This is a genomic window from Pseudomonas sp. PvP100 (genome assembly GCF_017833055.1).
GTDB classification, from domain to species: domain Bacteria; phylum Pseudomonadota; class Gammaproteobacteria; order Pseudomonadales; family Pseudomonadaceae; genus Aquipseudomonas; species Aquipseudomonas syringae.
The window spans coordinates 998,320-1,013,838 of record NZ_JAFIBO010000001.1 but is presented as its reverse complement, the minus strand read 5'-3'; the positions used below and the strand labels follow the sequence as shown (position 1 = coordinate 1,013,838).

Genomic DNA, 15,519 nt, shown 5'->3' with positions numbered 1-15,519 from the left:
CTCTGCGGACGGGCACCTTTACACGGCGTGGATCAAGGTTGAGTAACGAGCTGCACCGGCGTTTCGATCACGCCCTTATCGTTGGTATCGACCTTCTCGCCTTTGACCAGCTTGAGGGCAGCTTCGATGCCGAAGACCGCCTGCTTGGCTGCGTACTGATCGGCCGTGGCCAGAACCCGGCCATCCTTGAGCATCGGCTTGATTGCATTGATGTTGTCGTAGCCCACGACCATGACCTTGCCAGCCTTGCCTGCCGCACGCACTGCAGAGACGGCGCCCAGCGCCATGCTGTCATTACCGGCCAGCAGGGCTTTCAGGTTCGGGTATTCATTGAGCATCGCCGAGGCCACAGCGTTGCCCTTGTCGATTTCCCAGTTACCGGACTGCGTGGACACCACTTTCATTTTCGCTTCGTCCATGGCGTCTTTGAAACCGGCGGTGCGTTGCTGAGCATTATTGGTGGTCGACACACCTTCGATGATGCCCACCTCGTCACCAGCGGTCAGTTTCTTGGCCAGATAGTCGCCCACCAGCTTGGCACCCTTGCGGTTGTCAGGCCCTACGAACGGAATTTGCAGGCTCTTGCTTTTGAGCACGTCGACATCGAGCTGGTTGTCGATGTTGACGACCTTGATTCCGGCATCGGTGGCTTTCTTGAGCACCGGTACCAGCGCTTTGGAGTCAGCGGGCGCGATCACCAGCGCATTCACGTTGGAGGCGATCATCTGTTCGACGATGCGGATCTGCGCCGACGTATCGGACTCATCCTTGATCCCGTTGGAGATCAAATCGAATTCGGTAGCATGTTCTTTCTGGTAGGCCTTGGCACCGTCTTCCATGGTCAGGAAGAACTCGTTGGCCAATGACTTCATGACCAGTGCAACCTTGGGTTTTTCAGGCGTCTGGGCATAGACGGTAGAGAGGGGCATTACTGCCGTGACGGCAGCAAACATGGCGACAGCGAGAAGGCGTCCAGCGAATGGCAGCTTCATGAGTTCATCTCCGATCTTGTGATTATTGTTCGGGCGAACGGCGCAGAATCGATGCCGGGCATCGCCGCGCAAACGTTTGCGAGGAGCGAACTATGGAAAAAGCTGCAGCCTTTGTCAATCCACCGGAAATTAAATCTTCCCTAGCTGCCCTTCCCCGCTAGCACGGGGAACGGGCGTCACAAAAAGTCGGGTTTCACTCTTCAGGTTTGACCGTCGCCACATCATCGGCCTTGATCCGGATTGTCTTGCCGGAGATATCCTCGAACTCGTAGAAACCGTCGCGGGTCTTGGTCTTGGGCATGTCTTTGGTCACGTACTGAGTACCGTTTTGCAGCGTGACGACCGAGGGCGTGGAACAGCCTGCCAGCAGCACAACTGCCGAGGCCAGTAACGGAGATGCCAGTGACTTGATATTCATGTGTGACTCCGGAAACGTCAGGTTTTTTTCAAGGCACTAGTGTGCCACTTCGAGCGCTTTATCTTACATAGATGTTGCGAAAGATCCGACACTCAAATACTGTATGCCCGTACAGCAATATTCAGGGACCTTTTTCCGTGGCAAAACAAAGCACAGCGACCCCCTCCACTCCCGGCCCTTACGAGCGCATGGGCATGCGGGTACAGAAGATCATCAACTCGCCCACCGCGCAGAAATCCAGGGCTGCCCTGCTCTTTCGTCAGCCGGACGAGGCAGAAGACGACTGGGCACAGCTCCTTGAAGAAATAGCCGAGAACGACAATGTCACCCTCGCCTGGCGCGACGACGGTGGCGTGCAAATCTTCTGGACGCTGCCGAAGGAAGACTGACGGCATGACGTTTCGATTTTCCTCACTGCTTTGCACTACCCTGCTCATCACCGCCTCATTCGCCGCTCAGGCACAAGCACCGCGCACTTTCAGCGAAGCCAAGAAAGTTGCCTGGGGCTTGTATGCACCGCAGTCGACCGAGTTTTACTGCGGCTGCAAATACACGGGCAATCGGGTCGATATCGCTGGGTGCGGCTATGTACCGCGCAAGAGCGCCAAGCGCGCCAGTCGTATTGAATGGGAACACATCGTGCCTGCCTGGCAGATCGGACACCTGCGCCAATGCTGGCAGAACGGCGGGCGCAAGAACTGCACAAAAACTGACCCGGTCTACAAACGCGCTGAGGCAGACCTGCATAACCTGGTGCCCAGTATCGGCGAGGTCAACGGTGACCGCAGCAACTTCAGCTTTGGCTGGATACCCGAGCAAAAGGGCCAGTACGGTTCATGCCTGACCCAAGTGGATTTCAAGGCCAAAAAGGTCATGCCTCGCCCCTCGATACGCGGCATGATTGCGCGCACCTACTTCTACATGAGCAAACAGTACAACTTGCGCCTCTCGCGCCAGGACCAGCAGCTCTATCAGGCCTGGAACAAAACCTATCCGCCTCAGGCATGGGAGCGCCAGCGTAACCAGCAGGTCGCTTGTGTCATGGGACGCGGTAATGACTTTGTAGGCCCGGTAGACCTGAAATCGTGTAAATAACTACGATTGATCAAAGGCCGAGCCCTCAAACGGATGGATTGCTCGGCCATTGACTGATGCACTTGAGTGAATCCAAAACCACTCATCGGACAACTGTTAACTCAATCCATGAACAGTACGATTTTCGTTCTACTCTCTGAAAACAAGGGCGTGATCGGGAAGACTCTGCCCGTGCATATGCCAAAAAAATCAGGCTGATTATCACGTTCGCAGGCAGGAAAGATGAATCATCAAACGGAATTTGAAATTCACTATCAATTCAACGGCGAACCTCACTGCTTTCTGCATCATGCAAAGCAATTGTGTCAGAGCGACGCATTGCATTGTGCGACCCTGCATGCAGGTGTGGGGACCGTGAGCGGCAATATATCCGCAGGCCCGATGGGCGTCGCAACCTTGCAGGCCAAGCGCTTTGGCGTGACGCAGGTACATTGGAGAAGGTCTCCGCTGCAAGCCTGAAGCATCGTCCCCTTCAACCAGACAATGGCCTTCGAAAAAGGCCATTGTTCATAGGCATTGCCAGCCGCTTCCGGATCAGATGGCAGGGTAATCGCCTGTGCCATCAGGCCACGGCGTCAGCAGCTCGAAACCGGTCGAGGTGACGGCAACCATATGCTCCCACTGCGCAGACAGTGAAAGGTCGCTGGTCAGAACCGTCCAGCCATCCGGCAGTGTCCGGGTGCCAGCCCTGCCTGCATTGATCATCGGCTCGATGGTGAACACCATGCCGGGTTTCAGTCTGAGGCCTTTACCCTGTGCACCGTAGTGCAGAACCTGCGGCTCTTCATGGTATTTACGCCCGATGCCGTGTCCGCAATATTCGCGCACCACGCTGAAGCCTTCGCGATGAGCGACGCTCTGGATGGCATAACCGATATCACCCAGGGTTGCCCCAGGGCGCACGGCATGGATACCGGCGCGAGTTGCCTCATAGGTCGTCTCGACCAGACGCCTGGCCAGGGGGCTGACCTCACCCACCAGGTACATCCGGCTGGTATCGCCGTACCAGCCGTCCTTGATGACCGCGACATCGATATTGACGATGTCGCCTTCCTTGAGGATGTCGGTGGCAGAAGGTATGCCATGGCACACCACGGCATTCGGAGAGATGCAGGTGGTCTTGGTAAAACCGTGATAGCCGACGTTCGCAGGAATCACTTTCAGCTCTTTGACGATGTATTCATTACAGATATCGTCGAGCGCTTCGGTGCTGACGCCAGCCTTGACGTAAGGTGTGATCATCGCAAGCACATCGGCGGCCAGTCTGCCGGCTATACGCAGCTGCACGAGATCCTGTTCGGTCTTGATACCGATAGCGCTGCTCATGAGGCCGCCTTGGACAGGCTGGAAGCTGAAGGCTCCGAGATGTTGAAGTTCGAAGCGGTCAGCACGGTCTCACCAGCATTTTCGAGACGGATCAGCATCTGGCAGATCTCGCTGTAATCCAGCGCCGGGTGCAGTTCAGCGAGCATACCGACACGCATCCAGTGCTCGGCCTGCGCATTGATGGAGCGGCTGAGCGCAACGCTGGCAGAGCGCAGATTGGCGTGCATGTTTTCGGAGATTTTTACCAGACCCATGATTCACCTCAAGTTGAATATATGAAGCATATACGTTACGTATACTCACAATCAACCCAAGGCGTGCCGTGGCTGCGATCAGCCACGTTATTCCATCGCGCTGGCCTGGCGGTATTCACCGCCAACGCGGGCGGCCGCGATGACGATCGACACCTCCGGCTCGTAGGCATTGAACTGGCGCAGTCCGGCCGCCAGCCGGAGAAAATCCTCGCGCTGCATTTCGTTGACTGAAGAGAGCGTACGGTGTTGTTGAGCAATCGGGCTTTGCGCTGACTTAAGGGACATGACAGACCTCATTCGTTCTTTACTGTTCATACATACAGTATTTTGAACCGCGCGCTGATACAAGACCAATCGCGACGAATGGTCAGTGAATTTGTAAATCCCTCAATGACCCGCCAGGGCCTGCAGGCGCTCCAGATCAGCCTGGGTGATGCTGATACCGTGCACCATCGATTGCGCGCGTTCGCTATAACGCCGATCCCCCGGCAGACGCTCCTGCCCTGCCCCATGGAGCTTTCGTACCAGCTCCTCGCTGCGCTGTGCAAACGACTGACCGCTGCCCTTGTCAGGGTCGATGACGATCAGCAACTGACCGGTCCAGGGCGTCTGTGCACCGGGATGCTTCGACCAGTCGAATTCGAACGAGAAATTGCCCCCTGTCAGCCCTGCTGCCAGCAGCTCGACCATCATCGACAATGCAGAACCCTTGTGCCCGCCGAACGGCAACAACGCGCCACCCTCGAGAATGGCGCGAGGCTCTTCAGTGGGCTGGCCGTCACAATCGACACCCATGCCCGCCGGCAGCAGTCGACCTTCACGTGCGGCGATCTGTACATCACCGTGGGCGATGGCGCTGGTCGCCAGGTCGAAAACGATGGGTTCGCTGCCTGCACGGGGCGCGGCGAAAGCAATCGGGTTGGTGCCGAACAGAGGTTGACGCGCACCATGCGGCACAACGCAGGTCATGCTGTTGACCATGCTCAGGGCGACCAGCCCCTGTTCGGCGAAAGGCTCGACATCCGGCCATAACGCAGCGAAGTGATGAGAGTTGCGGATCGCCAGAACCGCAATGCCGGCGCTGCGCGCCTTTTCGATCAACAGGGCTCTGGCCGCCGCCAGTGCGGGCTGGGCAAAACCGCCTCCGGCATCGACCCGGACAAACGCAGCGCCGACATCCTCGACCACCGGCACAGCCTTGCCATTCACCCAGCCGCTGGCCAGCGATGACAGATAGCCGGGGATGCGAAAGATGCCATGGCTATGCGAGCCGTCGCGCTGGGCGCTGGCGCAGTTCTCGGCAAGCACCTCGGCAACCTCCGCGCTTGTGCCATGAGCGACAAAGATTCGGCGCAACAGATCTGTCAGTTGCTCAAAGGAAACGGTCCGGGTCGACTGATCGGCAGAATTGGCGCGCATCTGAAACTCCTGTTCATGGCGGTAGATCGAGAACGCTAGCGAGAGCGACGAGGCGAAAGACAGGCCCCGAGAGTAGCGCTGCGGATTGTGCAAAGACACTCCCAAAGGTAATAACCTGATCGCAGCGGACAGACTGCGACGGGAAGTTTTCAATGAGACCCGCTTGCATTCACCAGAAAATACGCAGCGCCTTGATGGGCAATAGCCTGCAAATGTTCTCTCTGCCTGAAATCAAAGGGTAGAATGCGCCGAAGGTATAGGCCGGAGCGCCCATGAGCGACCCTCTTTTCAGCAACGCAGAACACGACGCGATCACCGATGCCGCTGCGCATTGGTGCATGCGCCTGCATGCAGAAGACTGTACCGCCGCCGAACGGAAAGCATTCGAGCAATGGCTGAAGGCCCACCCTCTGCATGCGATTGAATACAACGCCATGCTGGAAGTCTGGGATATCGCCGGGCAAATCGAACCGCTCAATCCGGCACCTGTGCGCCAAGCCCAGGCTGTCCGACCTGATCAGGTTCGACCTCGTCGCGGTCGCCGCTGGGCAAAACTGGCCGCAGCCGCAGCGGTGGTTGCCATGGCGCTGCCGATTGCCGGGTACGTCGGCTGGCATCAAGGCTGGCTGCCTGACGCCTACGAGACTTACAACGCCGATACCGCCACACGCCTGGTCATGCTCGAGGACGGCAGCCGTGCCGAGCTGAACCTGGGTACCGAGCTGACCTATGCCAATTATCGGGATCGACGCAGCGTCACGCTGACAAAGGGCGAGGCGTTCTTTGAGGTCAGCCACGACAGCACGCATCCCTTTGTCGTCGATGCCGGTGCAGGCAGCATCAGGGTCACCGGCACGCGCTTCAATGTATGGATGTATCAGGATCAGGTACGCGTGACGCTGGTCGAGGGGTCGGTTCAGATCAACAGTGATCGTGCGCATCCTTCTTCGAGCCACGCCCTCGCCCCCGGCATGCAGGCCATCTACAAGACCGGCGACGACGCTCCACTGATCAGCCAGACCGAAGCACGCGATACCAGCCTGGCGTGGCGCAATGGCAAGCTGATCTTCAATGATCTGCCGCTCAGCCAGGCACTGCCGCTGATCAATCGCTACCTGCAAACACCCATTCTGCTGGCGGACAGCGCAACCGGTGCCATGCGCCTGGGCGGCAGTTACAACACCCACGACCTGTCGAGCCTGCTAGGCTCTCTGCCCAAGGTGTTGCCGGTGTATGTGACGCAGAATCAGAACGGCAACCCGGTACTCAACCGCCGTACCTCCGACACACCGAAAGGCTGATCGCACTCGCGGTCTTGCAGATGCATAGCCAATTCGGCTGCGCCCATCGTCGGAACAATCCCCTCTCACTCCCGACGATTCTTCATCTAACCTCAAGCGCACCACGCTGCAGCGAGCCTGTACAGACTGGGCCGCGTATTTTTTTCCGCCGAACACTGAGGTTTTGCCGAGCTCGTTCGTCTTAGTAATTGAGAGTGTTTAAAAAGCCTGAAAAGGAGTTTGCGGATGTTCAATCGCCAAGGAATCACGACTCGCACCCTGCTGCGGCAAACTGCAGTGGCTGCGCAGGCACAGTCGCCCGCTCTGGAGACCGAGCGGCCCGGAAACGAGCACATCCGGATGCTCCTGAAAAGCTTTGGCCTGCGCACCAGCCTGGTCAGGCTCAAGGTGCTCGACGCGCTACTGGTCTCGAGCGAAGAAGGCCACCCTCTGGGAGTACGCGGCGTACACAGCCAGTTGCTCAGGCTCGATGTGCCGCTATCGTTTCTCAGCGTGCGCGAGGTCCTCAAGCGTCTGTGCGACGAGGGCGTGATCGACCTCAACGACGACAAGACCTACAGCCTGCACCCCCGGGCCCGGGAATGGCTGGGGGAAGTCGGCAAGGACGGTGCCCGGTAAATCCGTCTTCGTCGCACCGGTCACCAGCGCTTAGCGCTTGACCTTGCGCCGCATGATGCCGTTGAGGATCACTACCAGCACCGCCACGCTGATGGCGATGTACTGAAAGGTCTTTTCGGTGATGGCACCGCTGTTTTGCAGATGCGACAAGCCCAGCATGATCGCCAGAACGCCGAGGGCGATCAGAATCGAGTAAATCAAACGCTGCTTGTTGGTCATAACGGTTTCCTGAATGCTCATGAGCCGGCAACTGACGCTGCCTATTTGCGGGCATATCTTACGCCGATGCGCAACGGATGGCATCGTCACCGTACCTATCACTCTCCTGCGCACTCTTTCAGGTACGTTCTATCAACGACGTTGATTATCGTCATGCCGCGATGCGCGTTGCCGTGTAAAACTCCCATGCTTTAATACCGCCCCTGCTTCAACCGTGTGTTCAATTATTACCAAGGAGTTTTACATGCCCCATGAAGGCAGCCTGCTGCAGGTCGCAGTGGTATTTCTGCTCGCCGCCGTGCTGACTGTGCCGCTGGCCAAGCGGCTGAAGCTGGGCGCGGTGATCGGCTATTTGTTCGCCGGCGTGATCATCGGCCCTTCGGTATTGGGCCTGATCGGCGATACCGAGAGCGTCAGCCATATTTCCGAACTTGGCGTGGTACTGCTGCTATTCATCATTGGCCTGGAGCTTTCGCCCAAGCGTTTATGGGTCATGCGCAAATCCGTGTTTGGCGTGGGCATGGCGCAGGTGCTGCTCACCGGTCTGATCATCGGTGGGGTCGCCTTCGCTGCCTTCAACCAGTCGCTGAACACGGCGGTCATTCTGGGCCTTGGCCTTGCCCTGTCGTCCACGGCCTTCGGCCTGCAGAGCCTGGCGGAACGCAAACAACTGAATAGCCCGCACGGCAGGATGGCGTTCGCCATTCTCCTGTTTCAGGACATTGCGGCGATCCCGCTGATTGCCATGGTGCCGTTTCTGGCCGGAGCCGATCATGCAATGGACACTGGCGAAAGCATCAATCACGGCCTGCGCGTACTCGGCAGCATTGCCATCGTAGTGATTGGCGGACGCTATCTGCTGCGTCCAGTGTTCCGTATCGTCGCCAAGACTAAAATTCAGGAAGTCTCGACCGCCACGGCCTTGCTGGTGGTGATAGGCACGGCGTGGCTGATGGAACTGGTGGGGGTGTCCATGGCGCTGGGCGCGTTTCTCGCCGGCCTGTTGCTGGCCGACTCCGAGTACCGTCACGAACTGGAAGCACAGATCGAACCGTTCAAGGGGCTGCTGCTGGGGCTGTTTTTCATCAGCGTTGGCATGGGCGCCAACGTCGGCCTGTTGCTCAGCTCGCCGCTGATCGTGCTGGGCCTGACGCTGTTGCTGATCGCGATCAAGCTGCCGATGCTGTTCCTGATCGGTCGCACCCTTGGCGAACTCAACAACCGCAGCGCGTTGCAGTTGGGCCTGGTGCTGGCTGCAGGCGGCGAGTTTGCTTTTGTGGTGTTCAAGATCGGCAGCGCTCAGGGGCTGTTCGAGGCCGGGCTGTACGACATGCTGGTGTTGACCATCACCTTGTCGATGGCGATCACGCCGTTGCTGTTCATTGCCCTGGCGCGCTGGATCAAACCCAGGATCAAGCCCGTCGAGGTGCCGGCCGAATACCGCGATATCCAGACCGACAAACCAAGGGTGGTGATTGCCGGCATGGGCCGTATGGGGCAGATCGTCGCGCGTATCCTGCGCGCGCAGAAGATTCCTTTCATCGCCCTGGACACAGCCGTCGAGTCCATCGAGTTTTCACGCAGCTTCGGCAATGTCCCGGTCTTCTATGGCGACCCGTTGCGCCCGGAAATATTGCGTGCCGCCAAAGTCGATGAGGCCGAGTTCTTCGTCATCGCGACCGATGATCCCGACACCAACATCAAGACTGCCGAGCTGATCCGCAAGCTGTATCCGCACATGAAGATCATTGCCCGCGCACGTAACCGCCAGCATGTTCATCGGTTGATGGACCTGGGCGCTCACGCAGTTCGCGAAACGTTCTACTCGAGCCTGGAAATGAGTCGCCAGACCCTTATGGGCCTGGGCCTCAGCGAAACACAGGCCGACGCGCGCATCAGTCGCTTCAAGCGTCACGACGAACAGGTGCTGGCCGCTCAGCACGAGGTGTATGACGACGACGCCAAGGTCCTGCAGACTGCCCGCGAAGCCAGGGCCGACCTGGCGCAGCTGTTCGAGTCAGACCGTCTGGACGAAGAAGCCGCGAAAAGCTGACCTGCTCATGCGCCGCAGGCCTGGTCTGCGGCGCAACTCAGGCGTAAGGGCTATCCCAGTAACGTGCGTACATGCCGAGCTTCTTCTTCACGCCGCGGGGCAAGTGCTTTTCCTGCCGACTCAGCTTGTAGGCCAGCAGCTTCAGCGCATTACGCACGAACGACACAGGCCACCAGAGAATTCGCCGGGGACCGAGGAATTTCAGCTCGGACTTGACGTAACGCATGCCCTCACCACCGATGCCGCCAAAGGTTTCGTAGATCCATGCTTCGCGGGCCTGGAACACGCCGATATCGAAGTAACGGCGAAACTCTTCACGCAGGCTGTAATTGTGCGAATGACGGCATACTGCCGAACCTTCGTACGCCGCTTTCCAGCCATCGATAAGCATTTTCGCGGTGACGTACATGTCTTCAGAGAGGATTACATGTCGCGGAAAACCGCCAATGGCCCGCAACGCTTCGCCTCGATAGGCCGCAAACGAGTTGGACATAAATGGGGTCTTGATGCCCAGCGTACCGGCATCGGCGAGGGTCTTGACCTGCGAGGTTGGCGGGTAATTGAACAACCGCGCATGCTGGGCCAGCAGATTGGCGTCCTTGTGCGGCAACTGTCGCCCGCATACCGCACCGACCTTAGGGTCGGCGAATGGCAGCAGAAGGTTGGCGATGGCATTGATGTCTTCAACATACGCATCCTGGGTCATGAAGACATACACGTCATAGTCGGGATGCAGATCGACCATCATCTGCCGGGTGCCGCCGTGGTTGAAATCCTTGCTGTCGATACGCAGTACATTGGCACATCGCGATTGCGCCAGCTCCAGCGTGCCATCCGAGGAACTGGAGTCCACGATCAACGTATCGAAGCTGGCAGTCTGCGCAGCCAGTGAATCCAGCAGACGCTCCAGATCCTTGCGTCCATTGTAGGTCGGGATCACACAAGCCACTCTCAATGGCGCCATAACAATACTCCAGGGCGAAGTCCGGTTGCCCACTGTGTCAGCGTTGTTGAGAGTAGCTCATGCTTACCCGCCCCACCATTCGAATGCACTCAGCCGAGCACTTCACTCAACGGGATGAAGTTGACCCAGTCACCTTCGGCCACGGTCGAGCCTTCGCGGACTTCAATCAGACCATCGGCCCACGCAGCGCTGCGCAGCACTCCTGAGCTCTGATTGCGATAAGCCACGGCCCGGCCCTGCTCCAGACGACCGCGCAGGTACTCGCGACGATTGCCAGGACGCGTCCAGACAAACCCGGCGGGCACCGGGAACTGCAGGGGTGCGACGTCGATCACGCCTTGGCGACGCAGCAGGTAAGCCCTGGCCAGCAAGGCAAAGGTGACCAGCGTAGAGGCCGGATTACCAGGCAGACCGATCACCGGCACCCCCCGAAAATGCCCGAAGGTCAGCGGTTTGCCAGGCTTGATGGCCAGCTTCCAGAGTGTCAGCTCGCCCTCTTCACGCAATGCGTGGCCAAGGAAATCCGCTTCGCCCACGGACACTCCGCCCGTGGAGAGAATCAGATCGACGCCCTGCAGATTCGCCAGTGCAGCGCGAGTCTTTTCCAGATCATCCGGCAGGATGCCTGCATCCACGACCTCGCATTCGAGCCGCTTCAGCCAGCTGCACAGCAACACCCGGTTGCTGTTGTAGATCTGCCCCGGCCCTAACGGCTGACCGGGCTCAATCAACTCATCACCCGTGGACAGCACCGCGACCCGCACGCGACGAATGACCTCAAGCCCGGCGAGGCCCAGCGAGGCCGCCAGACCCAGTTCGATCGGACCCAGCCGCGTGCCGGCGGCCAGCACGGTATCACCGACCCGGGTTTCCTGGCCTTGCGAACGAATATTCTGCCCGACACCCAGCGGTTCGTTGAACCGCACACGCTGATCCGCCAGCACCTCGGCGTTTTCCTGCATCTCGACGCAGTCAGCGCCTTCCGGCATCGGCGCGCCGGTGAAAATACGCGCACAGGTGCCAGGGGCCAGAGCCTCGGGGGCCTGACCGGCGAAGATACGCTGACTGACCGTCAACGGCTCGCCGTGCCAGTCCCCCGCGCGCAAGGCATAACCGTCCATGGCGCTGTTCGGCCAGGGCGGCAAATCCAGCGTGGAGACCAGATCCACTGCCAGTACCCGGCCTTCGGCATCAGCCAGCGAGACCCTTTCGCGCTCGGTGATGGGCGTGGCCTCAGCCATCTTCAACAGACGCGCAATGGCGTCTTCAACAGGCAGCAGGGTTTTCGGCTGGTTGCTCATGAGCACTCAACCACGGGTCGCACAGGGCTCGGCCTGCTTGAGGTGAGGCACAAAGTTGCAAGGCCGGAAGCGCGAATCCAGTTGCTGGGCAAGAATGCCGTCCCATGCCGTACGCACTGCATTGGTTGAGCCCGGCAGGCAGCACACCAGGGTGGCATTGGACAGGCCGGCCAGCGCACGGGACTGAATGGTCGAGGTGCCGATATCCGGCACCGATATCTGCCGGAACAGCTCACCAAAACCATCGACCTGCTTGTCCAGCAGGCAGGCCACGGCTTCAGGTGTGCTGTCGCGTCCGGTAAAGCCGGTGCCACCGGTGATCAGCACGACCTGCACCTGATCGTCGGCAATCCAGGTCGCTACCTGAGCGCGGATCTTGTACAGGTCATCCTTGAGCAGCACGCGCTCGATCAGACCGTGGCCTGCGTCGGTCAGGCGGTCGACGAACATCTGGCCCGAGGTATCGGTTTCACGGGTGCGGGTATCGCTGACGGTCAGTACGGCGATATTAAGGGGTACGAAAGGTGTGTCAGCCTTGGCTTTCATGGCCTCATCCAGTTGTTAAGAAAACAGGCGGGTGTTATATCACAGCACTCCTTTTGACTGCCCGACGAGTGTTTGATGAATGTTCCTGCCCCACTGCCGCCCTGCTCGATTCTGCTGCTGGCCGGAGGCCGGGGACAGCGCATGGGCGGGCGTGACAAGGGCCTGATCGAATGGCAGGGCACCCCGCTGATCGAACATCTGCACCGACTGACGCGGCCGCTGACCGACGACCTGATCATTTCCTGCAATCGCAATATCGATCACTATGCGCGTTACGCCGATCGACTGGTGCAGGACGACGATACTGACTTCAACGGTCCTCTGGCCGGGATTCGCGCCGCACTGCCCCTGGCGCGGCATCGATGGTTGCTGATCCTGCCCTGCGACGCACCTTTGGTCGATAAGGCGTTGCTGCACGCATTGCGTGAAAAAGCCGCTGAATACCCGGAGCGACCGATAATGGTGCGTGAAGGTCAGCACTGGCAGCCGCTTTTAGGTATGATCCCTGTCGCTCACGCCGCAACGCTGGAAGCCGCATGGCAGGCCGGCGAACGCAGCCCGAGACGGGCTCTGGAACCGCTGCAGCCAGTCGCTCTGCAACTGGACGCCGGCGATCCACGCCTGGCCAACCTGAACACTCCCTGTCTGTTGACCGGGATCAGTGAAAACCGCAACAAGTGACTGGTCATTGAAGTTGCTGCGGGTGTATACGGAACTTGCTGACGGTGTATCCGTCTGAGAGTTCAGCAAATCAAGAATCCATCTGGAGACACAGTAATGAAACAACGGACCCTTCCCGCTGCCTTCCTGCTTGCACTGAGCATTGCCTCCCTCGCCGGCTGCGCATCGCCCACTGTGATCACCTTGAACGATGGTCGTGAAATCCAGGCTGTCGACACGCCGAAGTACGATGAAGACTCTGGCTTCTACGAGTTCAAGCAACTCGACGGCAAGCAGACCCGCATCAACAAGGATCAGGTACGTACCGTCAAGGATCTGTGATCCGGGCGTCGCGTTACTGATTTGAAAAAACCCGCCGAGTGCGGGTTTTTTTTACCTGTCATTTAACTGTTCCTGTACTACCAGTCGAGCTGCAACAGGCTCTCGAAGTGGCGCTGTTCGCCATTGAGCGGGTCGACGAAGCGCAAGCTGCTGGCCAGCAGCTTCAACGGATTCCGATAGTCGTCCACAGGGTCTTTCACCACGTCCGGGTAAAACGGGTCGTTGCAGATGGCAGCGCCCAGTGCAGCCATGTGTACACGCAGCTGATGCTTTTTGCCCGTCACCGGGTAAAGCCCGTAACGCCACAATTTATCCTGCCGCTCAAGCACCTCGATCTGCGTACGGGTGTTGCTCGCGCCGACGCCCTCCTGCATGCGAAAGAACGGTTCACCCTCGACCAGACGGCTCTCGTGCAAACGCGGAAATGTCAGCTCCGGCAGCGCTGGCGCAATGGCCTGATAAAACTTGTCGATGCGCCGGGTGGGAAACAATGTCTGATAAGCCGAGCGCGTCTGTCGGTTGGCGGAAAACAGCACCAGCCCCGCGGTGTGCCGGTCAATGCGGTGCAGCGGCACCAGATCAGGATTGCCCAGGCGATGAATCAAGCGCCGCAGCAAGGTTTGCTCGACGTATTCGCCTGCGGGCGTCACCGGGAGAAAGTGCGGCTTGTCAGCCACCACCAGATGCTCATCGGCGTAGAGGATCGTTTCAACCACAGGGATCGGCGTTTCGTTGGCAACCTCACGAAAGTAGTGAACACGCAGCCCTTCCCGGTACGCCAGATCAGGCGCGATGGCCTTGCCGTTTTCATCTAGCACCCGGCCGCGAGCAAACCGATCCAGCCACTGTTCGCGGCTGATGGCCGGAAATTTCGCGCACAGGCAATCGAGCACCGTGGCCCACGAGCCCGGTGGCAGATACAACGTACTGGCTTGCTGCTGTGCGGCGCTGAAGACGGACTCGGACATGCGGGGGGCTCGAACTTGTGTAAGCCTGAAGCGGCTGGCAGTGGATTATCACTGATTAGTGCGATCACCGCACAACATCGCTGCGTGGTAATCGACTTCTGCCTGCGGCAATATTAACCATCTGGTACATTCCGTTTAACACCTGCAGCCAACCGGGCAGTGACACAAAAACAAGAGATGTATTTTATGACTCACGCTGAAAAACCTTCCATCCTCGCCGGCCTGATCGGCTCGGGCATCCAGGCCTCGCGGACACCTGCCATGCACGAGCGTGAAGGCGATGCTCAGGGTATGCGCTATCTGTATCGGCTGATCGATATCGACGCCCTGCAACTGGACGTTGATGCCCTGCCCCGGCTGCTTGAAGGCGCCCGACAGTGTGGCTTTACCGGCCTGAATATCACCTTCCCCTGCAAGCAGGCGGTCATCCCGTTACTGGATGAGCTGTCCGATGAAGCACGCGGTATTGGCGCGGTGAATACGGTGGTGTTCAAGGACGGTAAACGCATCGGTCACAATACCGACTGCCTGGGCTTTGCCGAAGGTTTTCAGCGCGGCCTGGACAAGGCCCCACGCCAACAGGTGGTGCAGATGGGTGCAGGCGGCGCGGGCGCTGCCGTAGCGCATGCGCTGCTGAGCGCAGGCGTCGAGCGCCTCAGCGTGTTCGAGGTCGAGCCGCAACGCGCCCAACGGCTGGTGGACAACCTTAACCAGCACTTCGGTGCCGGGCGTGCTCAGGTGGGCATCGACCTGCCTGCGGCAATGGCCGAAGCCGACGGATTGGTCAATACCACGCCGGTCGGCATGTCAAAACTGCCAGGCACGCCGTTGCCGATCGAGTTGCTGCGGCCTGAACTGTGGGTGGCGGAAATCATTTACTTTCCGCTGGAAACCGAACTGCTCAAGCATGCCCGCGTACTGGGCTGCCGTACCCTGGATGGCAGCACCATGGCGGTGTTTCAGGCGGTCAAGGCCTTTGAACTGTTCAGCGGCCAGTCCGCCGACGCAGAGCGGATGATGGCGCACTTCCACACGTTGTAAAC

The 15,519-nt window shown here is 59.0% G+C and carries 20 protein-coding genes; 9 read left to right on the top strand and 11 right to left on the bottom strand.

Features of this window, described 5'->3' with window-relative positions; all coding sequences use genetic code 11:
- Positions 1–32: 32 nt before the first annotated feature.
- The gene (locus JOE39_RS04335) at positions 33–992 is read right to left on the bottom strand and encodes a sugar ABC transporter substrate-binding protein (protein ID WP_003346032.1); all 960 of its coding nucleotides are present in this window, start codon (positions 990–992) and stop codon (positions 33–35) included.
- A 193-nt stretch (positions 993–1,185) separates the two neighbouring features.
- A complete protein-coding gene (locus JOE39_RS04330) occupies positions 1,186–1,410 on the bottom strand; it encodes a YgdI/YgdR family lipoprotein (RefSeq protein WP_046265760.1) in 225 nt (74 codons plus the stop codon).
- A gap of 137 nt (positions 1,411–1,547) precedes the next feature.
- Between JOE39_RS04330 and JOE39_RS04325 the strand changes: the two genes are divergently transcribed.
- From JOE39_RS04325 to JOE39_RS04315, 3 genes are all read left to right on the top strand, one after another.
- Complete coding sequence (locus JOE39_RS04325) at positions 1,548–1,799, top strand: DUF1654 domain-containing protein (protein WP_004418201.1); 252 nt, start codon at positions 1,548–1,550, stop codon at positions 1,797–1,799.
- Between the two features lie 4 nt (positions 1,800–1,803).
- Positions 1,804–2,505, top strand: a complete 702-nt coding sequence (locus JOE39_RS04320; protein WP_003423784.1) for an endonuclease I family protein — start codon at positions 1,804–1,806, stop codon at positions 2,503–2,505.
- Positions 2,506–2,727: 222 nt separating this feature from the next.
- Entirely contained in the window at positions 2,728–2,964 is a 237-nt protein-coding gene (locus JOE39_RS04315) for a DUF6555 family protein (RefSeq protein ID WP_003315582.1), read from the top strand.
- A 75-nt stretch (positions 2,965–3,039) separates the two neighbouring features.
- Here JOE39_RS04315 and map read toward each other — a convergent pair whose 3' ends face one another.
- The 4 genes from map to JOE39_RS04295 all read right to left on the bottom strand — a co-directional run bounded on the left by map (position 3,040) and on the right by JOE39_RS04295 (position 5,504).
- Positions 3,040–3,831, bottom strand: coding sequence for a type I methionyl aminopeptidase (gene map, locus JOE39_RS04310; protein WP_003346035.1), 792 nt, complete (start codon positions 3,829–3,831; stop codon positions 3,040–3,042).
- A complete protein-coding gene (locus JOE39_RS04305) occupies positions 3,828–4,085 on the bottom strand; it encodes a ParD-like family protein (RefSeq protein WP_003393021.1) in 258 nt (85 codons plus the stop codon). Before JOE39_RS04305 ends, map begins: the two co-directional genes overlap by 4 nt.
- An 87-nt stretch (positions 4,086–4,172) precedes the next feature.
- Entirely contained in the window at positions 4,173–4,370 is a 198-nt protein-coding gene (locus JOE39_RS04300; RefSeq protein WP_003393020.1) for a hypothetical protein, read from the bottom strand.
- Positions 4,371–4,472: 102 nt separating this feature from the next.
- The gene (locus tag JOE39_RS04295; RefSeq protein ID WP_046265761.1) at positions 4,473–5,504 is read right to left on the bottom strand and encodes an Ldh family oxidoreductase; all 1,032 of its coding nucleotides are present in this window, start codon (positions 5,502–5,504) and stop codon (positions 4,473–4,475) included.
- A 272-nt stretch (positions 5,505–5,776) separates the two neighbouring features.
- Between JOE39_RS04295 and JOE39_RS04290 the strand changes: the two genes are divergently transcribed.
- On the top strand, positions 5,777–6,805 hold the full coding sequence (locus JOE39_RS04290; RefSeq protein ID WP_004418205.1) for a FecR family protein: 1,029 nt from the start codon (positions 5,777–5,779) through the stop codon (positions 6,803–6,805).
- Between the two features lie 225 nt (positions 6,806–7,030).
- Positions 7,031–7,423, top strand: a complete 393-nt coding sequence (locus JOE39_RS04285; RefSeq protein ID WP_003315592.1) for a hypothetical protein — start codon at positions 7,031–7,033, stop codon at positions 7,421–7,423.
- A 30-nt stretch (positions 7,424–7,453) separates the two neighbouring features.
- On the opposite strand, the gene JOE39_RS04280 is transcribed toward JOE39_RS04285, so the two are convergent.
- Complete coding sequence (locus JOE39_RS04280; RefSeq protein WP_003393013.1) at positions 7,454–7,642, bottom strand: hypothetical protein; 189 nt, start codon at positions 7,640–7,642, stop codon at positions 7,454–7,456.
- A 244-nt stretch (positions 7,643–7,886) separates the two neighbouring features.
- On the opposite strand from JOE39_RS04280, the gene JOE39_RS04275 reads away from it, so the two are divergent.
- On the top strand, positions 7,887–9,695 hold the full coding sequence (locus tag JOE39_RS04275; RefSeq protein ID WP_024684333.1) for a monovalent cation:proton antiporter-2 (CPA2) family protein: 1,809 nt from the start codon (positions 7,887–7,889) through the stop codon (positions 9,693–9,695).
- A 37-nt stretch (positions 9,696–9,732) separates the two neighbouring features.
- On the opposite strand, the gene JOE39_RS04270 is transcribed toward JOE39_RS04275, so the two are convergent.
- From JOE39_RS04270 to moaB, 3 genes are all read right to left on the bottom strand, one after another.
- Positions 9,733–10,659, bottom strand: a complete 927-nt coding sequence (locus JOE39_RS04270; protein ID WP_198704589.1) for a glycosyltransferase — start codon at positions 10,657–10,659, stop codon at positions 9,733–9,735.
- An 89-nt stretch (positions 10,660–10,748) separates the two neighbouring features.
- A complete protein-coding gene (gene glp / locus JOE39_RS04265; RefSeq protein WP_210077831.1) occupies positions 10,749–11,960 on the bottom strand; it encodes a gephyrin-like molybdotransferase Glp in 1,212 nt (403 codons plus the stop codon).
- Positions 11,961–11,966: 6 nt separating this feature from the next.
- Positions 11,967–12,506 (bottom strand): molybdenum cofactor biosynthesis protein B, encoded by a 540-nt coding sequence (gene moaB, locus JOE39_RS04260; RefSeq protein WP_210077833.1) that lies wholly within the window; start codon positions 12,504–12,506, stop codon positions 11,967–11,969.
- 75 nt (positions 12,507–12,581) lie between these two features.
- On the opposite strand from moaB, the gene mobA reads away from it, so the two are divergent.
- Together mobA and JOE39_RS04250 are read left to right on the top strand one after the other, a co-directional pair.
- A complete protein-coding gene (gene mobA, locus JOE39_RS04255; protein ID WP_210077835.1) occupies positions 12,582–13,187 on the top strand; it encodes a molybdenum cofactor guanylyltransferase MobA in 606 nt (201 codons plus the stop codon).
- Positions 13,188–13,283: 96 nt separating this feature from the next.
- Positions 13,284–13,508: a YgdI/YgdR family lipoprotein gene (locus JOE39_RS04250; protein ID WP_003315600.1), complete on the top strand. Its 225-nt coding sequence runs from the start codon at positions 13,284–13,286 to the stop codon at positions 13,506–13,508.
- Between the two features lie 77 nt (positions 13,509–13,585).
- Here JOE39_RS04250 and JOE39_RS04245 read toward each other — a convergent pair whose 3' ends face one another.
- Positions 13,586–14,476: a pseudouridine synthase gene (locus JOE39_RS04245; protein WP_003423764.1), complete on the bottom strand. Its 891-nt coding sequence runs from the start codon at positions 14,474–14,476 to the stop codon at positions 13,586–13,588.
- Between the two features lie 186 nt (positions 14,477–14,662).
- Between JOE39_RS04245 and JOE39_RS04240 the strand changes: the two genes are divergently transcribed.
- The gene (locus JOE39_RS04240) at positions 14,663–15,517 is read left to right on the top strand and encodes a shikimate dehydrogenase (protein WP_016567894.1); all 855 of its coding nucleotides are present in this window, start codon (positions 14,663–14,665) and stop codon (positions 15,515–15,517) included.
- Positions 15,518–15,519 lie beyond the last annotated feature (2 nt).

What these genes read in the sequence shown, in the direction of transcription:
- JOE39_RS04295 (WP_046265761.1), bottom strand. Translation starts at nt 5,504, where the DNA reads ATGCGCGCCAATTCTGCCGATCAGTCGACCCGGACCGTTTCCTTTGAG.
- JOE39_RS04280 (WP_003393013.1), bottom strand. Translation starts at nt 7,642, where the DNA reads ATGACCAACAAGCAGCGTTTGATTTACTCGATTCTGATCGCCCTCGGC.
- glp (WP_210077831.1), bottom strand. Translation starts at nt 11,960, where the DNA reads ATGAGCAACCAGCCGAAAACCCTGCTGCCTGTTGAAGACGCCATTGCG.
- mobA (WP_210077835.1), top strand. Translation starts at nt 12,582, where the DNA reads ATGAATGTTCCTGCCCCACTGCCGCCCTGCTCGATTCTGCTGCTGGCC.
- JOE39_RS04270 (WP_198704589.1), bottom strand. Translation starts at nt 10,659, where the DNA reads ATGGCGCCATTGAGAGTGGCTTGTGTGATCCCGACCTACAATGGACGC.
- JOE39_RS04305 (WP_003393021.1), bottom strand. Translation starts at nt 4,085, where the DNA reads ATGGGTCTGGTAAAAATCTCCGAAAACATGCACGCCAATCTGCGCTCT.
- JOE39_RS04240 (WP_016567894.1), top strand. Translation starts at nt 14,663, where the DNA reads ATGACTCACGCTGAAAAACCTTCCATCCTCGCCGGCCTGATCGGCTCG.
- JOE39_RS04330 (WP_046265760.1), bottom strand. Translation starts at nt 1,410, where the DNA reads ATGAATATCAAGTCACTGGCATCTCCGTTACTGGCCTCGGCAGTTGTG.
- JOE39_RS04290 (WP_004418205.1), top strand. Translation starts at nt 5,777, where the DNA reads ATGAGCGACCCTCTTTTCAGCAACGCAGAACACGACGCGATCACCGAT.
- JOE39_RS04285 (WP_003315592.1), top strand. Translation starts at nt 7,031, where the DNA reads ATGTTCAATCGCCAAGGAATCACGACTCGCACCCTGCTGCGGCAAACT.
- JOE39_RS04320 (WP_003423784.1), top strand. Translation starts at nt 1,804, where the DNA reads ATGACGTTTCGATTTTCCTCACTGCTTTGCACTACCCTGCTCATCACC.
- map (WP_003346035.1), bottom strand. Translation starts at nt 3,831, where the DNA reads ATGAGCAGCGCTATCGGTATCAAGACCGAACAGGATCTCGTGCAGCTG.
- JOE39_RS04250 (WP_003315600.1), top strand. Translation starts at nt 13,284, where the DNA reads ATGAAACAACGGACCCTTCCCGCTGCCTTCCTGCTTGCACTGAGCATT.
- JOE39_RS04245 (WP_003423764.1), bottom strand. Translation starts at nt 14,476, where the DNA reads ATGTCCGAGTCCGTCTTCAGCGCCGCACAGCAGCAAGCCAGTACGTTG.
- JOE39_RS04300 (WP_003393020.1), bottom strand. Translation starts at nt 4,370, where the DNA reads ATGTCCCTTAAGTCAGCGCAAAGCCCGATTGCTCAACAACACCGTACG.
- JOE39_RS04275 (WP_024684333.1), top strand. Translation starts at nt 7,887, where the DNA reads ATGCCCCATGAAGGCAGCCTGCTGCAGGTCGCAGTGGTATTTCTGCTC.
- JOE39_RS04335 (WP_003346032.1), bottom strand. Translation starts at nt 992, where the DNA reads ATGAAGCTGCCATTCGCTGGACGCCTTCTCGCTGTCGCCATGTTTGCT.
- JOE39_RS04315 (WP_003315582.1), top strand. Translation starts at nt 2,728, where the DNA reads ATGAATCATCAAACGGAATTTGAAATTCACTATCAATTCAACGGCGAA.
- moaB (WP_210077833.1), bottom strand. Translation starts at nt 12,506, where the DNA reads ATGAAAGCCAAGGCTGACACACCTTTCGTACCCCTTAATATCGCCGTA.